This is a genomic window from Dehalococcoidia bacterium (genome assembly GCA_040902535.1).
In the GTDB taxonomy this organism is placed as follows: domain Bacteria; phylum Chloroflexota; class Dehalococcoidia; order DSTF01; family JACRBR01; genus JBBDXD01.
This window is the reverse complement of the sequence record JBBDXD010000022.1, coordinates 133,779-154,240: the sequence shown is the minus strand read 5'-3', so window position 1 is coordinate 154,240 and position 20,462 is coordinate 133,779. Positions and strand designations below refer to the sequence as shown.

The window sequence follows — 20,462 nt, the reverse complement described above, 5'->3', positions numbered from 1 at the left end:
GCGTGAGCGGTGCCTCCGGTAGCATGTTCTGGTTGCAAGGGAGCCAGCATGGCCGGACGATCGAACTCATCGTTGCGCGTACCCGTATCGAAGCTCAGGCGGGCATGCGACGCGAGCGTATTCAAATTCAAGACGACCGCCGAGGTGGCGCCGCTGGAGGGTACGGTCGGCCAGGCACGCGCCGTCGAGGCGATGGACTTCGGGCTGAGCATTGAGGCGGCGGGCTTCAATCTGTTCGTTTCCGGCCCGCCGGGCACGGGGCGCTCCACCGAGCTTCGGATGCAGGTGGAGCGCATTGCGGCGGGGCGACCAGCGCCTCGGGACTGGTGCTACGTCTTCAACTTCAAGGATCCGGCGCGGCCGCGCGCGCTGAGCCTGCCGCCCGATCGCGGCCACCAGCTTTCAGATGACATCGACGAACTCGTCGAGACCGTGCGTGCAGAAGTACCCAAAGCATTCGAAAGCGACGAATACGCCCAGCGACGCGACCAGGTGAACCGCGAAGTGCAGGCGCAGCGCGAGCAGATGTTCGGCGCGTTGCAGAAGGAAGCGGACGCGCGCCAGATGGCGGTCAACGCAACGCCGATGGGCATCACGACGGTGCCGGTCGTCGAGGACAAACCGCTCACGAAGGAGCAGTACGACCAGCTTAGCGAAGAGGCCAAGCGCGACGTGCAGGCACGGACCGCCGAGCTTGACTCGATCATCGCGCAGTTCGTGCCGCAACTTCGGCGTCTCGACCGGGACGTGGCGCAACTGCTGGCGGAACTCGATCGACACGTGATGGTGGCGATCACGGAGCCGCTCATCGATGATCTGAAGCGCGATTACGCCAGCCAGCGGGATGTCACCGACTTTCTCGATCGCGTGCGCGAAGACATGGTGTCGAATCTCGATGCGTTCCGGAGTCCGGAAGAGCAGCCACAGACGCCCATCCCGGGCCTCGCCGCGAACCTGCGCGAAAGCGTGCTCAACCGCTACACGGTCAACGTGATCGTCACGCATGATGGCGAGGCGAGCGCGCCCGTCGTGTTCGAAGACAGTCCTTCGTACTACCGCATGTTCGGTCGCATCGACTACCGGACGAGTTTCGGCTCCATGACCACAGACCACACGATGATCAAGCCCGGGGCGCTGCACCGCGCGAACGGAGGCTTCATCGTCGTCGAGGCGCTGGATATCTTCACGCAGCCACTGGTGTGGGAGACCCTGAAGCGAGCGCTGCGGACGCAACAACTGATGCTCGAAAATCTCGGCGAACAATTGAGCATCGTCCCGACCGCGACGCTGGCGCCGGAGCCGATCCCCCTCAACGTGAAGGTTGCGATCATCGGCAACAATCGCATCTTCACGATCCTGCAATCGGCGGACGAGGACTTCCGCAAGCTTTTCAAGGCCAAGGCCGACTTTACGATTGACGTCGCGCGGGACGCCCAAAACGTGCAGGCCTACGCGCGCTTCATATCGAAGCAGGTGTCGGACCTGGGCATGCGTCCGTTCGACCGTGCCGCCGTCGCTCGCATCGTGGAGTACTCGGCGCGACTTGCCGCGGACCAGGAGAAGTTATCGCTGCGCATGATGGACATCGTCGATGTGCTCGTCGAAGCGGACTACTGGGCTTGCGATGAGGGCAAGAAGGTCGTCGCGGCGAAGTACGTGGAGGTGGCGCTGGAGAAGAAGATCTACCGCTCGAACCTGATGGAAGAGCGAATCCAGGAGTTCATTACGAACGGGACGATCAAGGTCGACGTGAAGGGAGAAGTCGCCGGGCAGGTGAACGGGCTTTCGGTCTACGACCTGGGGGACTACGCGTTCGGGCGTCCCTCGCGGATCACGGCACGCGTCAGCCTGGGCCGGGGGCAGGTCATCAACCTCGAGCGGGAGATCCAGAAGAGCGGGCCATCGCACAGCAAGGGCTTTCTGATCCTGATCGGCTACATCAACGGCAAGTTCGCGCACCGGCAGCCGCCGTCGTTCGCAGCCAGCATTACGTTTGAACAGGTGTACGATGAGGTGGACGGTGACAGCGCTTCTTCGACGGAGTTGTACGCGCTTCTTTCGGCGATCACGGATGTGCCGCTCAAGCAAGGCATCGCCGTGACGGGCTCCGTCAATCAGCTCGGCGAGGTGCAGGCGATTGGCGGCGTCAACGAGAAGGTCGAGGGCTTTTACGCGGTGTGCAAGGCGAAGGGCATCACCGGCGAGCAGGGCGTGATCATCCCGAAGGACAACATCCACAATCTGATGCTCAGACATGAAGTCGTCGAAGCGATTCGCAAGGGCGAGTTTCACGTGTGGGGCGTGTCGACGATCGAGCAGGGGTTGGAACTGCTGACGGGCATGCCGGCGGGCAAGGCACGCAAGGACGGCAGCTACGCCGAAGGCACGCTGTTCCGCCGCGTCACGGATACGCTGGAGTCGATGACGCGGCGCGCGGTTGAGGTGAACCGCGCGGCGCAGCGCGAGCTGATGGCGCCGATCCCCGTCCTGCCCGCTGCCGCTGCTAAAGGGACGAAACCTCGAGACAATGGCGCGAGGCCGCGTCGCCGGCGTGAAGACGCGTAACGAAATCTCGGCGGGCGGCGTCGTCTTCCGCGCGGGCGAAGGCGCAGGCTTCGACGTCGCATTGATTCTCACGCACGAGGGGCGGTGGCAATTGCCCAAGGGCTGGGTCGAGGACGGCGAGGCGAAGGAGCAGACGGCAATCCGCGAAGTGCGCGAGGAAGCCGGCATCGAAGCGGAGATAGTGGTGCCGCTCGATACGATCGAGTACTGGTATCGGTCGAACTATGAGCCTGGAGAGCCCGTCCGGGTCCACAAGTTCGTGCACTTCTTTCTCCTGCGCTATGTGCGCGGTTCGACGGCAGCCCACGACCACGAGGTGCAGGAGGCGCGCTTCGTGCCGCTCGACGACGCGATGCACATGCTCGCGTTCCCCAGCGAACGCAAGGTCGTCGAGATGGCGCGCGACGCGCTGACGGAAGCGGCGACCTGACGATGATAACGACAGCCGACAAGTGGTCCGCATGGCTGCTCGAGAAGCGCTTCGGCGGCGACGCAGAAGCGGCCGAGCGCGGCATGCGCATGCTGTACCGGGTCCGCGACAGCATTTTGGATGAAGCGAAGGTCGCGGCGGGGGAGACCGTCCTCGACATCGGCTGCGGCGACGGTCTGGTGGCGTTCGGCGCGCTGGACCGCGCCGGCGAACGCGGGAAGGTCATCTTCAGCGACATCTCCGAGCCACTGCTCGACCGGTGCCGCGCACTCGCGCGCGAACTGGACGTGCTCGACCGGTGCGAGTTCGTGAACGCTTCCGCGGATGATCTTGCCGCGTTTCACGACGAAAGCGTCGAAGTGGTGACCACGCGCTCTGTGCTGATCTACGTGCGCGACAAGGAACGTGCGTTTCGAGAGTTTTACCGCGTGCTGCGCCCGGGCGGTCGAATCTCGCTCTGGGAGCCGATCAATCGCTTCAACGCCACGTACGATGCCGAGCGAGACACGCTGACGTCGGAACAGCTCGAGATCGCGCACCTGTGGCGTCGCATCGGCGAGCACTTTCGCGCGATACAGCCGCTGGACAGCGATCCGATGATGAACTTCGACGAGTACGACCTGTTGCGGCACGCCGAGGACGCCGGCTTCCGCACAGTGCATCTGGCGACCCACGTCTATGTGTTGCCGTCGGAGACGGTGACCTGGGACACATGGCTGAACACGTCGGGAAATCCGAATATTCCCGCGATAGGCGAAATGCTGCATGACATCTTCTCGCCGGAAGAGTTCGTGCTGTTCGAGAAGCACGCACGGCCAGCGCTGGAACGCGGCGGGCGGCCGTCCCGGTCGTCATTCGCGCTGCTCAGCGCAACAAAAGTGAGGGAGACTGACCATGCCTGATGTCGATCGGTTGCAGGCACGCGGGCCCGTCGCTGGCATGCACGGCATGGTGGCGTCGGAGCATCCGCTCGTATCGCAGACGGGCGTCGCCGTGCTGCGGCGCGGCGGCAACGCGTTCGACGCAGCGCTCGCGATGTCAGCGGTGCTGCCGGTCGTGAAGCCCGGCCGCAGCCATCTGGGCGGGGACGCCTACATCCTCGCGTATCCGAAGCGTGAAGGGCGCGTCACGGCGATCTGCTCGGGCGGCAAGGCGCCCATGGCAACGTCGCTCGCCGCCTATGCCGACGGCATGCCGCCGCGCGGCGGCAAGACGATCGCGATCCCGGGGCTCGTCGATGCGTGGCAGGTGTTCCGCGACCGCTGGTGCAGCATGCCGATGGCCGACGCGCTCGCTCCCGCCATCGGCTACGCGCGGGAGGGCTTCGCGGTGTCGCGCGAACTCGAATTGCTGCTGGCGGGTACACAGGGCATGTTCACGAAATACACGGGGCTCGCGCAGTCGCTGTATATCGACGGCGCGCCGCCGCGCACGGGACAAGTGCTGCGTCAACCGGCGCTGGCTGCGACGCTCGACGCCGTGGCGCATGGCGGCCGCGCGGCGTTCTACGAGGGCGCGATCGCGCAGCAGATCGCCGAAGGCGTACAGGCAACCGGTGGCTACGTTACCGCCGAGGACCTGCGTTCGCATAGCGCGGACGTCGCTGAGCCGCTGTACGTGGACTATCGTGGCTACACGGTGTACGAGACGCCGCCGAACTCGCAGGGGCTGATCCTGCTCGAAGAACTGAACATCATCGAGGGCTACGACGTGGCGGGGTGGGGGCACCTGTCCGGCGATGCGATACATCACATGGTCGAAGCGAAGAAACTGGCGTTCGAGGACCGGCAGCGCTTCGCCGGCGACCCGTCGTTCGTCGACTTCGACGCGATGAGGCTGCTGACGAAGGAACACGCGGCGTCGCGCCGCGGCGAGATCGATCCCGAACGCGCGCGTGCGTCCGCGATCGCGGCAGCGTCATCGGACACGACGTCGTTCGTGGTTGCCGACGCGGCTGGCAACTGCTGTTCGTTCATCCAGAGCGTGTACGCGCCGTTCGGGTCGGCGATCTGCCTGCCGGAACTGGGAATCATCATGAACAACCGGATGTGCGGCTTCTCGCTCGATCCAGCGCACCCGAACGCGCTGGCGCCCGGCAAGCGCACGATGCACACGCTCAACACGTACATGGTGTTCCGCGACGGGCGTCCCTACCTCATCGGCAACACGCCGGGTGCGGACTTCCAGGTACAGACGAACTTACAGGTGATCACGGGCGTGCTCGACTTCGCGCTCGATCCGCAGGCAGCGGTCGACGCGGCGCGCTGGGGCGATACGCCGGACGGCCTGCTGATCGAAGACGACATGCCGGAGCACACGTCGAAAGAACTGGCGCGCCGGGGCCACGACGTCCGACTCGTCGCAAAGCGCGGCAACGGTACGGGGCGCCCGCAGGCGATCGTCATCGACGGCGAGTCAGGCGCGTTCATCGGCGGCTCCGACTCGCGAGGCGAAGGCGGCGCGGCGGGCTGGTAGCGCCGTCAGCCAGAATTGCCGCAGAGTTTACGCAGCGGTTACGCCTTGCACGTCATACCCCGGCCGCCTCACGCGATGCTGGATGCGACAGGACGCGCAGAGGAGGGCTGCCATGAAACGACTGCTGATCTCGCTCATCGCCGGGGCCGTGGGGATCGCGCTGCTGCTCGCCGGCCTCAGCATCGACGCCTGGCTGCACGCCGAAGATCCGTCATTGGCCCAACGCGAGGGCATCTTCACGCTGAGCAACCCGGGGCATGCGTTGCTTGGGCTCGGGGTATTGCTCACCTGCGGAGGGATTCTCTCGGCGTTGCACATCGCATGGGGCATGGCACGGCCGGAGGGGATGCTGGGCAAGCCGTACGTCCGAGCGCTATCGATGCGCGCTTCAGCGTTGGCCTCGATTGGCGCCGTGGTGTTCGCGCTGAGCGTGTCGGCGAGCGGGCACGAGCACGGAGACGCAGAGGAGAGCGTCGCTCACGTGCATGACGGCGGAATGACGCATACGGATGGTGAGTCCATCGACGCAGCGAGCGCGCAGCAACTCTCGGCCGGCGCGTCAGCCGGTCCGGCGACGCCCGTGCACACCCACGCTGACGCTGCATCGGCGTCGGATGCGGATGCAGCGCACATGGACGGCACACACGCGCACGACGAGTCGATGCCGGGGGCGTCGCCGGCGCGCGAGGCCGCGAACGGGAGCCACCGGCACAGCGCCCTCAATGCAACGGCCGAGGAGATCGCCTGCGGCAACGACCTCGTACATCGCACGCAGGAAGCGACGGCGCGCTTCGCGGACTTCAACGTCGCCGCGGCGGAGGGATATCGAAGCAATCCCGCGAAGCCGGAAGCCACCCATTACGGAAACCGGACGTATCGGCTCGATGGGAAGAGCATGGACCTGGCGAACCCGGAGACGCTGATCTACTACACGAACAGGGAGACTGCCGAGAAGGTGCTGATCGGCGTGATGTTCACGATGCCGCGCGGGCAAAGCGGGCCTCAGCCATGCGGCGCCGTCACGTCCTGGCATACGCACGCGACGTGTACGAATCGCGAGATGCGCGATGTGGTGCCCGTCGACCACGGGGCGACGTGCGCGGAGGGCTACCTGTACGGCGAAACCGTCGAGATGATGCACGTCTGGTTCGTGCCGGGGCGGAAGAACGGCGTCGCACCTGTGACCTGACCGGCGAGAATCGCAACCCGCCGGCGGCGCAGGCGCAATAGGCCAAGCGTGTTCGAACGTATCAGCGGCGCAAAGACCTACGCCAGGTAGCGGATCCCTTTCGGTCGAGGCGCCCTCGTCGCCTTCGCGTAGGAGCGGAGGCGATGGGCTTGCTACTCTGGATCGTCTGACGATTCACGGAGGGGCACCGCCCGCATGACCGACTCCGCCTTCCACTTCTCTCCACGCCCGAATCGCGCCAGCGAGATCGCCTGGAACGAGTGGAGCAGTGACGCCTTCGACCGGGCGCAGCGCGAGGACAAGCCGCTGCTCCTCGGCATCTCCGCCGTGTGGTGCCACTGGTGCCACGTGATGGACGAGACAACCTATTCGGACAGCGACGTTATTCAACTCATCAACGACCGTTTCGTCGCGGTGCGCGTCGATAACGACGTGCGGCCCGATATCAACGCGCGCTACAACATGGGCGGCTGGCCGACGACGGCGTTCCTGACACCGACCGGCGAAGTGATGGCCGGCATGACGTACGTCCCGGCTGACCAGATGCGCGACGTGCTCAACCAGGTGAGCACCTACTACAAAGACAACAAGGAATCGATCGAACAGAAGATCGCCGAGTTGACGCTGAACCGCGCGCGCGCGATGCACTCCGACGGCGAAGCGGAGGGCGCGCTCTCCGACCAGATCCTGCGGGACACGCTCAACTCGGCGCTCGATGCGTACGATCCGGTCTTCGGCGGGTTCGGGTCGGAACAGAAATTCCCGCACACCGACGCGAACGACCTGCTGCTGCACGCGTACTTGCGCTTTGGCGATCGCGACGCGCTCCACATGGCACGCAAGACGCTCGAATACATGACGCGGGGCGGCACGTACGACCAGGAGTGGGGCGGTTTCTATCGATATTCGACCAAGCGTGACTGGAGCGTCCCGCACTACGAAAAGATGCTCGAAGACAACGCGCTCCTGCTCAAGAACCTGCTGAAGCTCTATCGCATCACGCAGGATGAGTCACACGCGCAGTACATCGACTTCACGGTGGCGTACCTCGACAAGTGGCTCAGCGATCCGGCCACCGGCGCGTTCTACGGTTCGCAGGACGCTGACGAGGAGTTCTATCCGCTGCCCGCGTCCGAGCGGGAACGCCACGATCCGCCCTACATCGACCGGCGCATCTACGCGTCGTGGAATGCGATGGCGATCAGCGCGTACCTCGAAGCGTCGTGGACGCGCGGGCGCGCCGACCTGCGCGATCGTGCGCTGCGCGCGCTGGACTTTGTTTGGGATTCGCTGCACACGCACGACGGCGGCATTCATCGATACCTGGCGCCGGACGGGCCGCAGATCGGCGGACTGCTGGGCGAACAGGCGTGGACGGCAGTGGCGCTCCTCGACGCATACGAGGTCGCGGCGCGTCCGCGGGACCTTCAGCGCGCACGCGGACTGGCCGAGTTCATGATCGAGCGCGTGGCATCGGACGCCGGTGCGTTCTACGACACGCCGGCGGAGTCGGAGACGCTCGGGCGGCTTTCGATGCGGCAGACGCCGGTGAAGGAGAACGCCGTGGCCGCCGAAGCACTGATCAGGCTCGCGCGTCTCACGCACGAGCATCGCTTCAAGGAAGCTGCGCGGCGTGCGCTTGCCCAGTTTGCAGACGTCATCGAGTCGCAGGGATACTTCGCGTCGAACTACGCACGGACCGTCGACATGCTGCTCAATCCGGGGGCCGAGGTGAAGATCGTTGCCGCCGCGGATAACGGCGCGTGGCCGCTGCACCTCGCCGCGCTCGCACTGCCAGTGCCGGACCGCATCGTGCGGATGATCGATGCGTCGGATGCGGACGCGCTGAGCGCAGAGGCGCTGCCTCCGCGTCCCGCACCGGCCGCGTACGCCTGTTACGGCACGTTGTGCAGCGCACCGGTGACCACGCCCGACGACTTGTTTGATATCGTCGATCGCACGCGCCAGGCGTACGAGGCGTCTCGCCCAGCGGAGCCACTGGCCGGACCACGCAGCGAGCGCGAGTCCGACTAGCGAGGAGGGTCACATGTCAACACGAAACGAAGCGACGGCCATGCCCGCGATCGACGAGCGCAGCCTCGTCGACTGGATCAAGCTCATCGTCGGCGTTACGGGCGTTGCGGCACTCATCGTGTTCGTCATTCAGAACCGGCAGGAAGTGGACGTCGAGTTTCTGTGGATGGAGTGGAGCACGGGGCTGATCTGGGCGCTGCTCGCGAGCGCTATTCTCGGCGCGCTCTCCGCCGCGGCATTCTCGACGATACGCGGCCGCGCGATACGCAACGCAGCGAAGCGCTAGCCCGCGGTCCGTCTCGCCGATTCTGCATCGGCAACCTGTGCGCGATAGCGTCCGATCGCGTGCCGCAGCGCCTCCTCGGCGTCGAACCCGCGGTCGCGCGCGAGAGCGACGATGCCCATCAGCAGTTCGCCGAGCCGTTCCGGCGAGGAGGTCACGCCGTCGTCGCTGAGGGCGTCTAACGCCGCGATGACGGCAGAGGGGTCGGGGGGCGGAGGCGCCAATCCCGCCTTTGCGGCGCGGCTTTGCACGGACTGCGCCTGGAGCAGCGCGGGCATAGCCTTCGGTACGTGGTCGAGGAGTGGCTCGTCGCCGCGCTCATTTTGCTTTAACGTCTCCCAGTTTCGCAGCACCTCGTCGGATCCGGCGACCTGCAGGTCGCCGAAGACGTGCGGATGCCGGCGGATGAGCTTCGTGGCGATCGACGCGAACACATCTTCAACGACGAACTCGCCGTTGTCCTCGGCGACCTGGGCGTGGAGCACGATCTGCATCAGCAGGTCGCCGAGTTCTTCCGCCAGGCGCTTCGGTTCGCCGGCGTCGAGCGCATCGACGGCCTCGTATGCCTCTTCGAGCAGGTAGCGTCGCAGCGTTTCGTGCGTCTGCTCCAGGTCCCACGGACAGCCGCCTTCGGGCGCACGCAGCCGCGCCACGACGGCGCGCACGCCTTCGAAGGAACGCACGTCTTCGAGCGGAGGAAGCGGCGGAACGTAGAGCAGCGTCAGGTGGTCGAAGCCGTCGGTGCGGTCCAGTTCTTCGACGGTCGTATCAGCGATCTGCGCGTCCGCCGTGCCTGACGCCCGCAAGACGCGCACAGCGTGCTGCGGCGGGTACGACTCCAGCAGTGCGAGCTTCGTCTGCGACGCTGCGCGGCGGTCATACACCTGCGCGACGATCGTCGGGCGTTCTGGCACGAGCAGACGTCGATGCGGCGCGAAGGCGAGCGCGTCGAGCAGCAGCACGCCATCGGCGAGCGGATCGAATGCCAGTGCGACCGCTGCCGAATCGAGAAAGCTGATCCCGGGTACGACGGCCGTGCTGATGCCCTCCGCCGGCGCTCGATCGAGCAGCGCGCGCACCGTGGCCTCGCCGAAGAGCGGATGCCCGGGCACGGCGTAGACGAGGCCGCCCGGCCGCGATGCCAGTTCGAGCGCCCTCGCGACGATCTGTCGGTACACGTCCTCGAAGGAGGCGCCGGACTCGTAGATCTCGTCGAACGACTGATAGCGGGGGCCGGGAGGCAATCCGGCGACGGTTGGATGGCGCGCCGTCCGCAGCCAGACCTCGTCGGCGGCGGCGAGGATGTCGCGCGCCTGCTGCGTCAACAGCGATGGATCGCCGGGTCCGAGCCCGACGACGGTCAGAGTGTGCGTACCTGTATCCGCCACCCGCGCATTATCGCCCCGGCGATCGGCCGGCGGAAGTTCGATGCACTGGACGGCGCGTGCCTGGATGCCGCGCTAGAATCAGTGCGTGAAGGATGACCCGCAGCCGGGAGATCGAGCGCTGCGCGCGATGAGTGACGCGCTGCTATCGATCACGGCCGAAGTCACGGTCGAGCGGGCATTCCAGAAGATGGTCGACGCGGCGCGTGAGCTGGCCGGCGCCCGCTACGCCGCACTCGGCATCCCCGACGGCGAGGGCGGATTCGAGCAGTTCATCACCTCCGGCATCGCCGACGACCAGATCGCGCGCATCGGCCCGCTTCCACGCACCCACGGCCTGCTCGGCGCGATGCTCGAGGATCCGGCGCCATTTCGCACGCCGAACATCCAGCGTGATCCGCGGTTCTGGGGATGGCCTTCGGCGCACCCGGACATGCGATCGTTCCTCGGCGTACCGATCGTCTCCAAGTCGCGGATCATCGGTGCGTTTTACCTCACGGACAAGCTGGGCGACGCGCATTTCAGCGAAGAGGACCAGAAGCTGATCGAAATGCTGGCAGCGCACGCCGCGATCTCGATCGAGAATGCGCGGCTGTACGAGCGCAGTCGCGAGTTGAGCGTGATCGAGGAGCGGAACCGGCTGGCGCGGGAGCTGCACGACTCCGTGACGCAGACACTGTTCAGCCTGGCGCTCACCGCGGAGGCTGCGGATACCCTTCTCGGGCGCGATAACGACATGGCGAAGGCACAACTCAACAAGCTCAAGCAGATGGCGCAGGACGCCGTCCGCGAGATGCGCTCGTTGATCTTCGAGTTGCGGCCGGCGGACCTCGAGATGGAGGGACTGACTGGCACCCTACGGAAGCATGTCGACGTGTTGCGGCAGGTGCGCGGCGCCGAGATCGAGCTACGCGTCGGCGGCGAGCGGCGATTGCCGGCCGGCGTCGAACGCGACATCTTCCGCATCGCACAGGAGGCGCTCAACAACGCGCTGAAGCACAGCGGCGCGCGAGCGATCGCCGTCGAGCTTGACCTCGCCGTGCCCGTGACACTCACGGTGCGAGATGACGGCTCCGGATTTAATCCAGACGATCCGCAGATACGCGCGAGGCGCCTCGGCCTGACATCGATGCACGAACGCGCGACGATGCTCGGCGGGCGGCTTACCATCGACTCGTCGGGGCGTGGTACTACCGTCCGCCTGGAGGTCGACGCATGAGCGATGCCATCGTCGTGTTGATAGCCGACGACCACGCGATCGTCCGGCAGGGGCTGACGACGTTCCTGGAGTTGCAGGAGGGCATCGAGGTCGGCGGCGAGGCGGCGGACGGGGAGCGGGCCGTCGCGCTCGCGGAGCGGATCAAGCCGGACGTCGTGCTGATGGACCTGGTGATGCCGGTGCTGGATGGCATCGAGGCCATCGCGCGCATCCACGAGTCGTCGCCGTCCACGCGCATCATCGTGCTGACGAGCTTCGCCGATGACGAACGAATCTTCGCCGCGATCCGAGTCGGTGCGGCGGGATACCTGATGAAGGACGTATCGCCGCAGGAGCTGGCGCGCGCGATCCGCATGGTACACGCGGGCGAGCCGATCCTGGCGCCGGGCGTGATGCGCCGACTGATGGACGAGGTCGGCCGGCCGTCGGAAGAAGCCGGCGATCACCTGACCGAGCGCGAGATCGAAGTGCTGAAGCTGATCGCGCAGGGTCGTTCGAACAAGGAGATCGCACGCGACCTCTCGCTGTCCGAAAAGACAGTGAAGACGCACGTCAGCAACATTCTGCAGAAGTTGCGCCTCGCTGACCGTACGCAGGCGGCGCTCTACGCCGTCCGGCGGCGCCTCGTCGAACCCTAGCCCGGCCGGCGTTCCGGCGATCTCTCAGCTACATCCTCCGACCTAGGCCCGATTCGGTACGAACGTCACGTCCCCACTCCGATGTGGCGCGGTTGGGTGCTGCCTACGATGACTGCAGTGAACACCGAAGGCCACGGAGGAGGGTCGACATGGCACAGACAGCACTGATCACCGGGGCGTCGCGGGGGCTGGGGCTTGCGCTTGCACGCGAACTCGCGCGCCGCGGCTGGAGCCTGATCATCGATGCGCGCGGCGCGGAAGCGCTCGAGGCCGCGCGTGCGGAGCTGGCGTCGCTGAGCGATGTGGTCGCGATCGCCGGCGATGTCACGGATCCGGCGCACCGGGAGGCACTCGCCGATGCGGCACGCGACGGCGGCGATGTGGACCTCGTCGTGAACAACGCGAGCATCCTGGGACCCAGCCCGCAACCGGCTTTGTTGGACTATCCGGTGGACGTGCTCGAGCGCGTTTTTCGCACGAACGTCGTCGCGCCGCTGGCGTTGCTCCAGGCGGTCCATGCCCGCGAGGCGCTCAGGCGTGGCGGCCGCATCATCAACGTGACGAGCGACGCCGGCGTCGAGGCGTACGAGGGGTGGGGCGGCTACGGCTCGAGCAAGGCTGCGCTGGAGCAGATCAGCGCCGTGCTCGCCGCCGAGAACGCCGAGGTCCGCGTGTACTGGGTCGATCCCGGCGACATGCGCACGACGATGCACCAGGAGGCGTTCCCCGGTGAAGACATCAGTGACCGGGCGCTTCCGGAAGAGAGCGTCCCGGGCTTCATCGAACTGATCACCGGCGATCTGCCGAGCGGACGCTATGCCGCGAAAGCGCTCGGCGTCCCGGCGTGAAGCGCCGTTCCGGAGGAGAAGACATGGCGATTGCGATGACAGGCACCACAAGGCGCCACATGAAGACGACGAAGCACGTCCCGTCGTCGTTGCCATGCGGGCCGTTCGACTTCGTACTGCCGCCCGAGCTGGAAGCGCATGAGCCGCCGGAGGCGCGCGGACTGGCGCGCGACGACGTACGGCTCATGGTGTCGCGCATCCGGAGCGACGCCGTCTCTCATGGCCGTTTTCGCGACATCACCGAGTATCTTCGCGCGGGCGACGTGCTGGTCATCAACACGAGCGCGACGATCAATGCCGCCATCGAAGCGCAAACGGTCGCAGGTATGCCGATCGAGGTTCACCTCTCGACGCGCGCATCTGCCGATGAATGGGTGATCGAACTGCGCACGCCCGGCGAAGGCGGCACAACGCCGTTCTTCGGCGGGGCGGTCGGCGACCGCTTGCTGCTGTGCGGCGGCGGCACAGCGATGCTTGAAGCGCCCTACTCGCGCCGCCAGCCTGCTCGCCTCTGGCGCGCGACGTTGCGGCTGCCTGCGCCGTTGCCGCGCTACCTCGCGGAGCATGGATTCCCGATCCGATACGGCTACGTGCAGGAGCGCTGGCCGCTCGAGTACTACCAGACCGTCTTCGCGACGGAATCGGGCAGCGCCGAGATGCCGTCAGCGGGGCGTGCGTTCACGCCGGAGCTGATCACGCGCCTGGTGGCGCGCGGCGTCGAGATTGTGCCCGTATTGTTGCACACGGGCGTCGCGAGCCTCGAAGAAGGCGAGGAGCCATACAGCGAGCATTACAGGGTCAGCGCCGAGAGCGCTCGCCGCATCTCGGACGCGCGCGCGCGCGGCAGTCGCGTGATCGCCGTCGGCACGACCGTGGTCCGCGCACTGGAGACCGTCACGGATGCAGCGGGCGTGACTCATGCGGGCGAGGGTTGGACCGACATCACGATCACGCCTGCGCGGAAGGTGCGAGCCGTGGATGGTCTGCTGACGGGGCTGCATGAGCCTGCGGCGAGCCATCTGCTGATGCTGGCGGCGATTACGGGCTGCGGGCACCTGCGCGTCGCCTACGGCGAGGCGATCCGTCAGCGCTACCTCTGGCACGAGTTCGGGGACCTTCACCTGATCCTGCCCGAATAGGGCGACGCGGCGCCGACGTCGAGCAGCGTCCGGGCACGCTCGCCGCGCGTCGCAACGGCTCAAGCGACGTGTTCGTCGCCCCCACAGGCGTCGAAATCGACAGGGTGCCAGGCTCCCACATTGGAAGGTCACGGAAGAGATGGTTGACGCGCCGTGTCGGACACTGGCCGCTGTGCGCGGGCGCTCGTTAAGCTTCCACCGAGGAAAGGGCGATCCCGGTGGCGGACCAACAGCTTGACAACATAGATCCACCGTCAGAGAATGCGGATGTCGCGGCGGCGGGGCGGCAGGGGGGAACCCACATGGGCTTTGCCCGTACGCTCGCCACGATCATTTTCGTGATCGCGCTTCCGGTCGCACTCGTCACCTCCAACATCCGGATCTTGCTCAATACGCCGCTGACGTATGACTACGCGTTCGACCGCTACGATGCCGAAGCGGCCACCGGCCTGTCCCGCGACGATCTCAACTCGGTCGGCGGCGGACTGCGCGACTACTTCAACAACGGCGAGAAGACCTTCTACCAGACGGTCACCGAAGACGGACTCGAAGGGCCGGTCTTCAATGCCCGCGAAACGCGTCACCTGCAGGACGTGAAGGAGTTGGTCGTCTGGGTGAACCGCATCCAGGAGCTGAGCATCGTCTTTGTGCTGGCGTATGTCGTCGCGTTCTTCATCTGGGCGCGGGACGGCAACGTCCGCCAGCTTGCGATGCATTGTCTCGTCGGACTGGCGCTCGGGCTGCTGGCCGTGGGGTCGGTCGGCTTCGTCGCGGCCTTGGGGTTCGACGCCGCGTGGGAACGCTTCCATAACATCGCGTTCGCGAACGACTTCTGGCTGCTCAACACTCGCACGGACCATCTGATCCAGATGTTCCCGGAGCCGTTCTGGCGCGACATGACGATCTTCCTGGGGATCATGTGCGGCGTCGAAGCGTTGCTGATCGGCGCGGCGTCGGCGGTCTACCTGCTCGGGACGCGCACGGAGCGGAGGCGATTGGCACGCTCGGTGCCGGTCGCCTCGAACACGCAGGCGGCGTAGCCGCTACTTCGCCAGGTCCTTGAACCGGCGCACGGCGTCGAGGTGCGCCTGTGGCGACGCGAAGCGCGCGTTCATCGTGTTCAACGTGACGTGCGTCGCGCCCAGCTCGCGCCAGCCATCGATCGCGTCTGCCCAGCCGGCTTCCGGCGTGTTGAAGATACTGACACGCCCTTCGATGCCGAAGTCGCCGGCGTTGCGTCCGGCGTCGAGCAGGTAGCCGCGCAGGCGTTCGATCGTCTCCGTGCCGTGCGGTCCGGGACGGAACTGCGGAAACCACCCGTCGGCGATGCGCGCGGCGCGTTTCAGCACAGGGTCGGCCATCCCGCCCATCCAGATCGGGATCGGTCGCTGGACCGGAAGCGGCTTGATGCCGGCGCGCTTCACGCTGTGGTAGCGACCATCGAAGTCGATGAGCGGCTTTGCCCACAACCGGCGCAAGAGCGCGATCTGCTCCTCGACGCGGCGGCCGCGATTGCGGAAGTTCTCGTTGAGGGCTTCGTACTCGACGAAGTTCCAGCCGATGCCGACGCCCAGCCGCAGCCGGCCGCCCGACAGCACATCGACCTCTGCCGCCTGCTTGGCGACGAGCGCGGTCTGGCGCTGCGGCAGGATGATCACGCCGGTGACGAGTTCCAGCTTCGACGTCAGCGCCGCGAGATAGCCGAAGAGCACCATGGGCTCGTGGAAGGGCGTCTCATGCGTGTAGGGCGGGCGAAAATCGCCTTCGAAGCGGTCCGGGTGCGCACCGAGCACGTGGTCGAAGACGAGCAGATGGTCATAGCCCAGTTGCTCGACGGCCTGCGCGTAATCGCGAATGACGATCGGATCGTCGCCGATCTCGGTCTGCGGAAAGACGACGCCGACCTTCATGTGCTGCTCCTGCTACTGCCTGCTTGCCATCAGCGCGGCGCCGATCGCGCCCGCGAACCCGGCGTGCGGTGTAACGTTGACCGCCATGCCGAACAACCCGCTCATCGCGGTGATCGAGGAGATGAGCGCATCGTTCTGATGCGCGAAGCCCCCCGCCACGACGATCGTCCTGATGCCCGCCGTCAGCCCTCGGCCGGCCGCGATCTGCGCGATGCTCTCACCATGCATGTTCAGCAGCGCCGCAAGCAAATCGTCGAGCGAACCGGCGTCCTTCGCCAGGTGCGCCGCTGTCATGTCGGCGCCGATGCGGCCAATGCCTTGCGGGTAGGCATCGCTCACCATGAGATCGGCGTTGCGACGATCCCCGCGGGCGGCGCGGTCGATGACGTCGCTATAGGTCAGCGACGGAGCAATGCGGCGGGCGATGGCGAGGAATGAGCCGCCGCCCATCGCCGTGCCGCCGAGGTGCGTGACCTGACCGTCGCGTACCGCGGCAAACGCGGTGCCGGTGCCGAGCAGCGCCAGCAGGAACTCCGGTGGAGGCTCGGTCAGCAGCGCGATGGCGCCGTGCGCCGCAGCCTCGATCTCTTGCACGGGTACGACGCCGCCACCGTCGTGCACGCGATCGCCTCGCGCGCCCGTGATGCCGACGCGCACGGCGCCCGGGCCGAAGTCTCTGACGTCTGCGCGGCCATCAAGGACGGTTGCGGTCTCGCACGCGGCCAGTTCGACGCCCCTCGCGCTCCGGCGCGCGATCTTCGTCAGCGTCAGCCCGGCGTCGATGCCCACCGCGCCCTCCGCCAGCAGCGACGCGTCTTCGATCACTTCGCGAATGACGGCGCGCGCTTCCGTCATGCGTACACCGCCGCCAGTTCGATCAGTGCCTTCGCGGCGTCGGCGGTGCGCAGGAAGCCGTCGGGAACGCCTTCGGCGTACGTCAGGATGAGACCGTCGGCGCCGGCGGTGCCGAACGAACGCACGAGCGCCTTCGCGTCGTCGACCGTCTCCGGCGGCGAGACCTGGACGTAGCACGGGAAGTCGCCCGTGTGCCCGTACTTCGCGCGTAGTTCGTCGAGTTTCGTCTTCGTCGCGGCAAACCGATCGGGCTGCACGTTGGTGGCGAGGAAGCCGTCGCCGTACTTCGCAGCGCGGCGCAAACCCGGCGGCAGCACGCCGCCCAGCCAGATCGGCGGCCCGCCCGGCGTCCGCGGCATGACGATGCCGACTGGTGGAATGTCATAGTACTTACCGGTGAACCTCTGATGCGGCGTCGTCCACAGGTGACGCATCGCGCGGATATGCTCGCTGAGCCGGCCGCCGCGATCGTCGAACGGCACGCCTGTCGAGACGAACTCCTCGATCACCCATCCCGCGCCGGCGCCGACGATCAGCCGTCCCTGCGACAACCGGTCGATTGTCGCCAGTTCGCGCGCCATCAGCACCGGATGCCGCAGCGCGATCTGGCTGACGCTCGTGCCAAGGCGGACGCGCTCGGTCACGGCCGCGCAGAACGCCAGCCCGATCCAGGGGTCAGGCATCGGGTCATAGGGATGCGGCTTGTCGAGCGGCGTCACGACGCGCTCGCTGAGCCAGATCGACTCGAAGCCAAAGCGCTCGGCTGCCCGTGCCGCGCGCTTCAGGCCCGGCTCCTCTCCGGGCCCGACCTTGACGCCAATCCGCATGCACCCTCCATCGCGCCGGCCGCAGTGGCTGCATTGTGGATCAGGCCGCTCGAACGGTCGATGCGGTGCGCGGCGTCGGCGACAACACCCGGGCCGTATTGCCGTCGCATCGCCATTCGCTACGCTGCTATACGACGAAGCGTCCAGATTCACCCGTGTGGAGATTCTCGGATTGACAGCATGGGCTGCCAAGAGGGACGCTAGATGAGAGTTTCCGGCCAGGCGCGCCGGCGAAGAAGGACGGGACTGTATGCCTCGAGCACTCTGGAAGGGAGCGGTGAGCTTTGGGATGGTGAGCATCCCGATCAAGCTGTACACCGCGACCGACGAGAAGGACATCTCCTTCAATCAACTTCACAAGACCGACCACGAGCGCATCCGCTATCAGCGCTACTGTCCGGCCGATGACGAAGTCGTCGAGCTGAATGACATCGTTAAGGGGTATGAGATCTCGCCCGGCCAGTACGTGATCCTGGAAAACGACGACTTCGAGAAGGTGCCGGTCGACACGACGCGGACGATCGAGATCACGGACTTCGTGCCAGCGGACCAGATCGACCCGATCTACTACCAGAAGACGTATTACCTGGAGCCGGAGAAGATCGGCGCGAAGCCCTTCGCGCTGCTGCGCGAGGTCCTCAAGGACTCGAAGCTCATCGCACTGGCAAAGGTGACGCTGCGCCAGAAGGAGCAGCTCGCGACGCTACGGCTGTACAACAAGACGATCGCGCTCGAGACGATGTTCTATGCCGACGAGATCCGTTCTACGGAGGAGTTCGACGTACCGGAGGACGGCAAGATCGGCGAGCGGGAGTTGAAGATGGCGAAGTCGCTCGTCGAGATGCTGACGGGCGACTTTGAGCCGGAGAAATACCAGGACAACTACCGCGAGGCACTTTTGGAGCTGATCGAGCAGAAGGCGGAAGGCCAGGAGATCTCGCGGCCCGCGACGCCCGCGGTGAGCAAGGTCACGGATCTCATGGAAGCACTGCGCGCCAGCGTCGAGAACGCGCGGCGCGAGCGCGGCGGAGAGGCTGCTGAGGATGAGGAAGCGGCTCCGGCAAAGCGCGCATCGAAGGCCAGTAGAGACGACAAGGAAGAGGCGAAACCCGCCCGTCGCAGGAAGGCTGGATGAGCTCGTCCCACACCGACGGGCCGACGTCTATCTCGAGTAAACGGGCTGCGTCCTCCCGCATGCCTTCGAGCATCGCGCCGATGCTCGCACAGGACGCGCCGGAGCCGTTTGATTCGCGCGACCATATCTTCGAACTGATGTGGGGCGGCCTGCGCGCCATGGCGTACGTACACGACGGCGTCGTGCGGCTCGCGGGGCGAAATGGTCGCGACCTGACGCCCTACTTCCCTGAGCTGTCGCACATTCCGGGCATGCTCAACGCCTACGAGGCGATCCTCGACGGCGAGATCATCGTCGTGGACGCGCAGGGCCACCCGGCGTTCGACGCGCTGCGGCCCCGCCTGCACGCTATGTCGATGCCGGCAGAAGGGCCGCCGATCGAGTTCACCAAACCGCGTAAGGTCGAGGGCCAACTTTGCTACCAGGCATTCGACCTGCTGTGGCTCGATGGGCGCTCGCTCGTCGGCAAGACGCTCTGGCAACGCAAGAACCGGCTCCATGACGTGATCCGGCCCAGCGCGGAGTTCGCGGCGGTGGACTTCGTCGACGACGAGGGCATCGCGTTCTTCGACGCGGTGCTGCAACGACGGCTCGAGGGCATCGTCGCGAAGCGGAAGATCAGCGAGTACACGCCCGGTACGCGGTCAGGCGACTGGCTCGAGGTGCGGGCGCTGCGGAGCGGCGATTTCGTCGTGGGCGGGTACACGTTCGGGGGAACGCGCCGTAAAGGCGACCCGTTCAGCCAGTTACTGCTCGGCGGCTACACGGACAGTCGCTTCGAATACGTCGGCGCCGTGGCCGGCGGCTTGAACGACGCCGAAGCGAAGCAGTTAGTGGCGATGCTTGAGCCGCTCGTCCGTGATACGCCGACGTTCGACGACCCGCCGCCGATCGCGAGGCTGGTCTACTGGACCGAACCGAAGGTGGTCTGCCACGTGCGGTTCAGCGAATGGTCCGGCGACGGATACCTGCGCTTTCCGATTTTCAGCGCGCTGCGTCCCGACCTCGAGCCGGAGCACTGCGGAATCGACTGACCGGCATCGCGCGTAACGTTCACACGCGATCGCAGCGATGGGGGCGTGCGCGCAAAGGCTAGTCGTCGCTGCGGCGCTTCGTCCGGTCGATGACGCGCGGCACGCCATCGCGCCGCTTGCGGGCTTCTTCCTTCGCTTCGGCAAACTTCTTCTCACGGACGATCTCGCGTTCGCCCTTCGACTTTGTGGGCTTCGGCCGCGGCTTCGCGAGTTCGGGGTGCTCGTTCATGCGCGTCGAGCCGGTGATGCGCGACTTCACTTCCTTGCCGAGGTGGTAGTAGGTGCCACGGTCGGGAATCGCGCGCGGATAGCCTTCACGCATCGTGCGGGCGGAGAACGATGTCGGTGGCACGCGCCGGGCTTTACGATTGCAGACCGGGCACGGAGCCGCGTCGGACGCCTGGCTCATCGGGCGGATGGCCTCGAAGATGCCGTCGCAATGTTTGCAGAGATACTCGTACACGGGCATGCGCCACCCTCCCGATGCAATGAACCC

At 66.2% G+C, this 20,462-nt stretch carries 19 protein-coding genes; 14 read left to right on the top strand and 5 right to left on the bottom strand.

The window, feature by feature from the left end; all coding sequences use genetic code 11:
* The first annotated feature begins 48 nt into the window (after positions 1–48).
* The 7 genes from WEB52_12570 to WEB52_12540 all read left to right on the top strand — a co-directional run bounded on the left by WEB52_12570 (position 49) and on the right by WEB52_12540 (position 8,979).
* Positions 49–2,565 carry an ATP-binding protein gene (locus WEB52_12570; protein ID MEX2227271.1) on the top strand — a complete coding sequence of 839 codons (2,517 nt, stop codon included), beginning with the start codon at positions 49–51 and terminating at the stop codon, positions 2,563–2,565.
* On the top strand, positions 2,552–2,995 hold the full coding sequence (locus WEB52_12565; GenBank protein MEX2227270.1) for an NUDIX hydrolase: 444 nt from the start codon (positions 2,552–2,554) through the stop codon (positions 2,993–2,995). Before WEB52_12570 ends, WEB52_12565 begins: the two co-directional genes overlap by 14 nt.
* 2 nt (positions 2,996–2,997) lie before the next feature.
* A complete protein-coding gene (locus tag WEB52_12560) occupies positions 2,998–3,897 on the top strand; it encodes a class I SAM-dependent methyltransferase (protein ID MEX2227269.1) in 900 nt (299 codons plus the stop codon).
* On the top strand, positions 3,890–5,470 hold the full coding sequence (ggt, locus tag WEB52_12555) for a gamma-glutamyltransferase (protein ID MEX2227268.1): 1,581 nt from the start codon (positions 3,890–3,892) through the stop codon (positions 5,468–5,470). Before WEB52_12560 ends, ggt begins: the two co-directional genes overlap by 8 nt.
* 112 nt (positions 5,471–5,582) lie before the next feature.
* Positions 5,583–6,659 carry a hypothetical protein gene (locus WEB52_12550; GenBank protein ID MEX2227267.1) on the top strand — a complete coding sequence of 359 codons (1,077 nt, stop codon included), beginning with the start codon at positions 5,583–5,585 and terminating at the stop codon, positions 6,657–6,659.
* 195 nt (positions 6,660–6,854) lie between these two features.
* Positions 6,855–8,693, top strand: a complete 1,839-nt coding sequence (locus WEB52_12545) for a DUF255 domain-containing protein (GenBank protein ID MEX2227266.1) — start codon at positions 6,855–6,857, stop codon at positions 8,691–8,693.
* Positions 8,694–8,706: 13 nt separating this feature from the next.
* Positions 8,707–8,979 carry a lipopolysaccharide assembly protein LapA domain-containing protein gene (locus WEB52_12540; protein ID MEX2227265.1) on the top strand — a complete coding sequence of 91 codons (273 nt, stop codon included), beginning with the start codon at positions 8,707–8,709 and terminating at the stop codon, positions 8,977–8,979.
* Here the strand turns inward: WEB52_12540 and mazG are convergent.
* Complete coding sequence (mazG, locus tag WEB52_12535) at positions 8,976–10,364, bottom strand: nucleoside triphosphate pyrophosphohydrolase (GenBank protein ID MEX2227264.1); 1,389 nt, start codon at positions 10,362–10,364, stop codon at positions 8,976–8,978. The genes WEB52_12540 and mazG overlap by 4 nt on opposite strands.
* 85 nt (positions 10,365–10,449) lie before the next feature.
* Here mazG and WEB52_12530 point away from each other — a divergent pair, with 85 nt between their 5' ends.
* The 5 genes from WEB52_12530 (at position 10,450) to WEB52_12510 (ending at position 15,245) form a co-directional block, all read left to right on the top strand.
* Complete coding sequence (locus WEB52_12530) at positions 10,450–11,580, top strand: GAF domain-containing sensor histidine kinase (protein ID MEX2227263.1); 1,131 nt, start codon at positions 10,450–10,452, stop codon at positions 11,578–11,580.
* Positions 11,577–12,218, top strand: a complete 642-nt coding sequence (locus WEB52_12525; protein MEX2227262.1) for a response regulator transcription factor — start codon at positions 11,577–11,579, stop codon at positions 12,216–12,218. The genes WEB52_12530 and WEB52_12525 overlap by 4 nt, the downstream gene beginning before the upstream one ends.
* A 149-nt stretch (positions 12,219–12,367) precedes the next feature.
* Positions 12,368–13,066 carry an SDR family oxidoreductase gene (locus WEB52_12520; GenBank protein ID MEX2227261.1) on the top strand — a complete coding sequence of 233 codons (699 nt, stop codon included), beginning with the start codon at positions 12,368–12,370 and terminating at the stop codon, positions 13,064–13,066.
* Between the two features lie 23 nt (positions 13,067–13,089).
* Complete coding sequence (locus WEB52_12515; protein MEX2227260.1) at positions 13,090–14,205, top strand: S-adenosylmethionine:tRNA ribosyltransferase-isomerase; 1,116 nt, start codon at positions 13,090–13,092, stop codon at positions 14,203–14,205.
* 302 nt (positions 14,206–14,507) lie between these two features.
* Positions 14,508–15,245: a TIGR01906 family membrane protein gene (locus WEB52_12510; GenBank protein ID MEX2227259.1), complete on the top strand. Its 738-nt coding sequence runs from the start codon at positions 14,508–14,510 to the stop codon at positions 15,243–15,245.
* Between the two features lie 3 nt (positions 15,246–15,248).
* On the opposite strand, the gene WEB52_12505 is transcribed toward WEB52_12510, so the two are convergent.
* Genes WEB52_12505 through WEB52_12495 form a run of 3 tightly spaced genes read right to left on the bottom strand, consistent with a single transcriptional unit; the run spans position 15,249 to position 17,797 of the window.
* Complete coding sequence (locus WEB52_12505) at positions 15,249–16,115, bottom strand: LLM class F420-dependent oxidoreductase (protein ID MEX2227258.1); 867 nt, start codon at positions 16,113–16,115, stop codon at positions 15,249–15,251.
* 12 nt (positions 16,116–16,127) lie between these two features.
* Positions 16,128–16,970, bottom strand: coding sequence for a hypothetical protein (locus tag WEB52_12500; GenBank protein ID MEX2227257.1), 843 nt, complete (start codon positions 16,968–16,970; stop codon positions 16,128–16,130).
* Complete coding sequence (locus WEB52_12495; GenBank protein ID MEX2227256.1) at positions 16,967–17,797, bottom strand: TIGR03619 family F420-dependent LLM class oxidoreductase; 831 nt, start codon at positions 17,795–17,797, stop codon at positions 16,967–16,969. The genes WEB52_12500 and WEB52_12495 overlap by 4 nt, the downstream gene beginning before the upstream one ends.
* Before the next feature lie 250 nt (positions 17,798–18,047).
* Between WEB52_12495 and WEB52_12490 the strand changes: the two genes are divergently transcribed.
* Together WEB52_12490 and WEB52_12485 are read left to right on the top strand one after the other, a co-directional pair.
* Positions 18,048–18,932, top strand: a complete 885-nt coding sequence (locus tag WEB52_12490; GenBank protein MEX2227255.1) for a Ku protein — start codon at positions 18,048–18,050, stop codon at positions 18,930–18,932.
* An 80-nt stretch (positions 18,933–19,012) separates the two neighbouring features.
* Positions 19,013–19,966, top strand: coding sequence for a hypothetical protein (locus tag WEB52_12485; GenBank protein MEX2227254.1), 954 nt, complete (start codon positions 19,013–19,015; stop codon positions 19,964–19,966).
* A 58-nt stretch (positions 19,967–20,024) separates the two neighbouring features.
* On the opposite strand, the gene WEB52_12480 is transcribed toward WEB52_12485, so the two are convergent.
* The gene (locus WEB52_12480; GenBank protein ID MEX2227253.1) at positions 20,025–20,435 is read right to left on the bottom strand and encodes a zinc ribbon domain-containing protein; all 411 of its coding nucleotides are present in this window, start codon (positions 20,433–20,435) and stop codon (positions 20,025–20,027) included.
* Positions 20,436–20,462 lie beyond the last annotated feature (27 nt).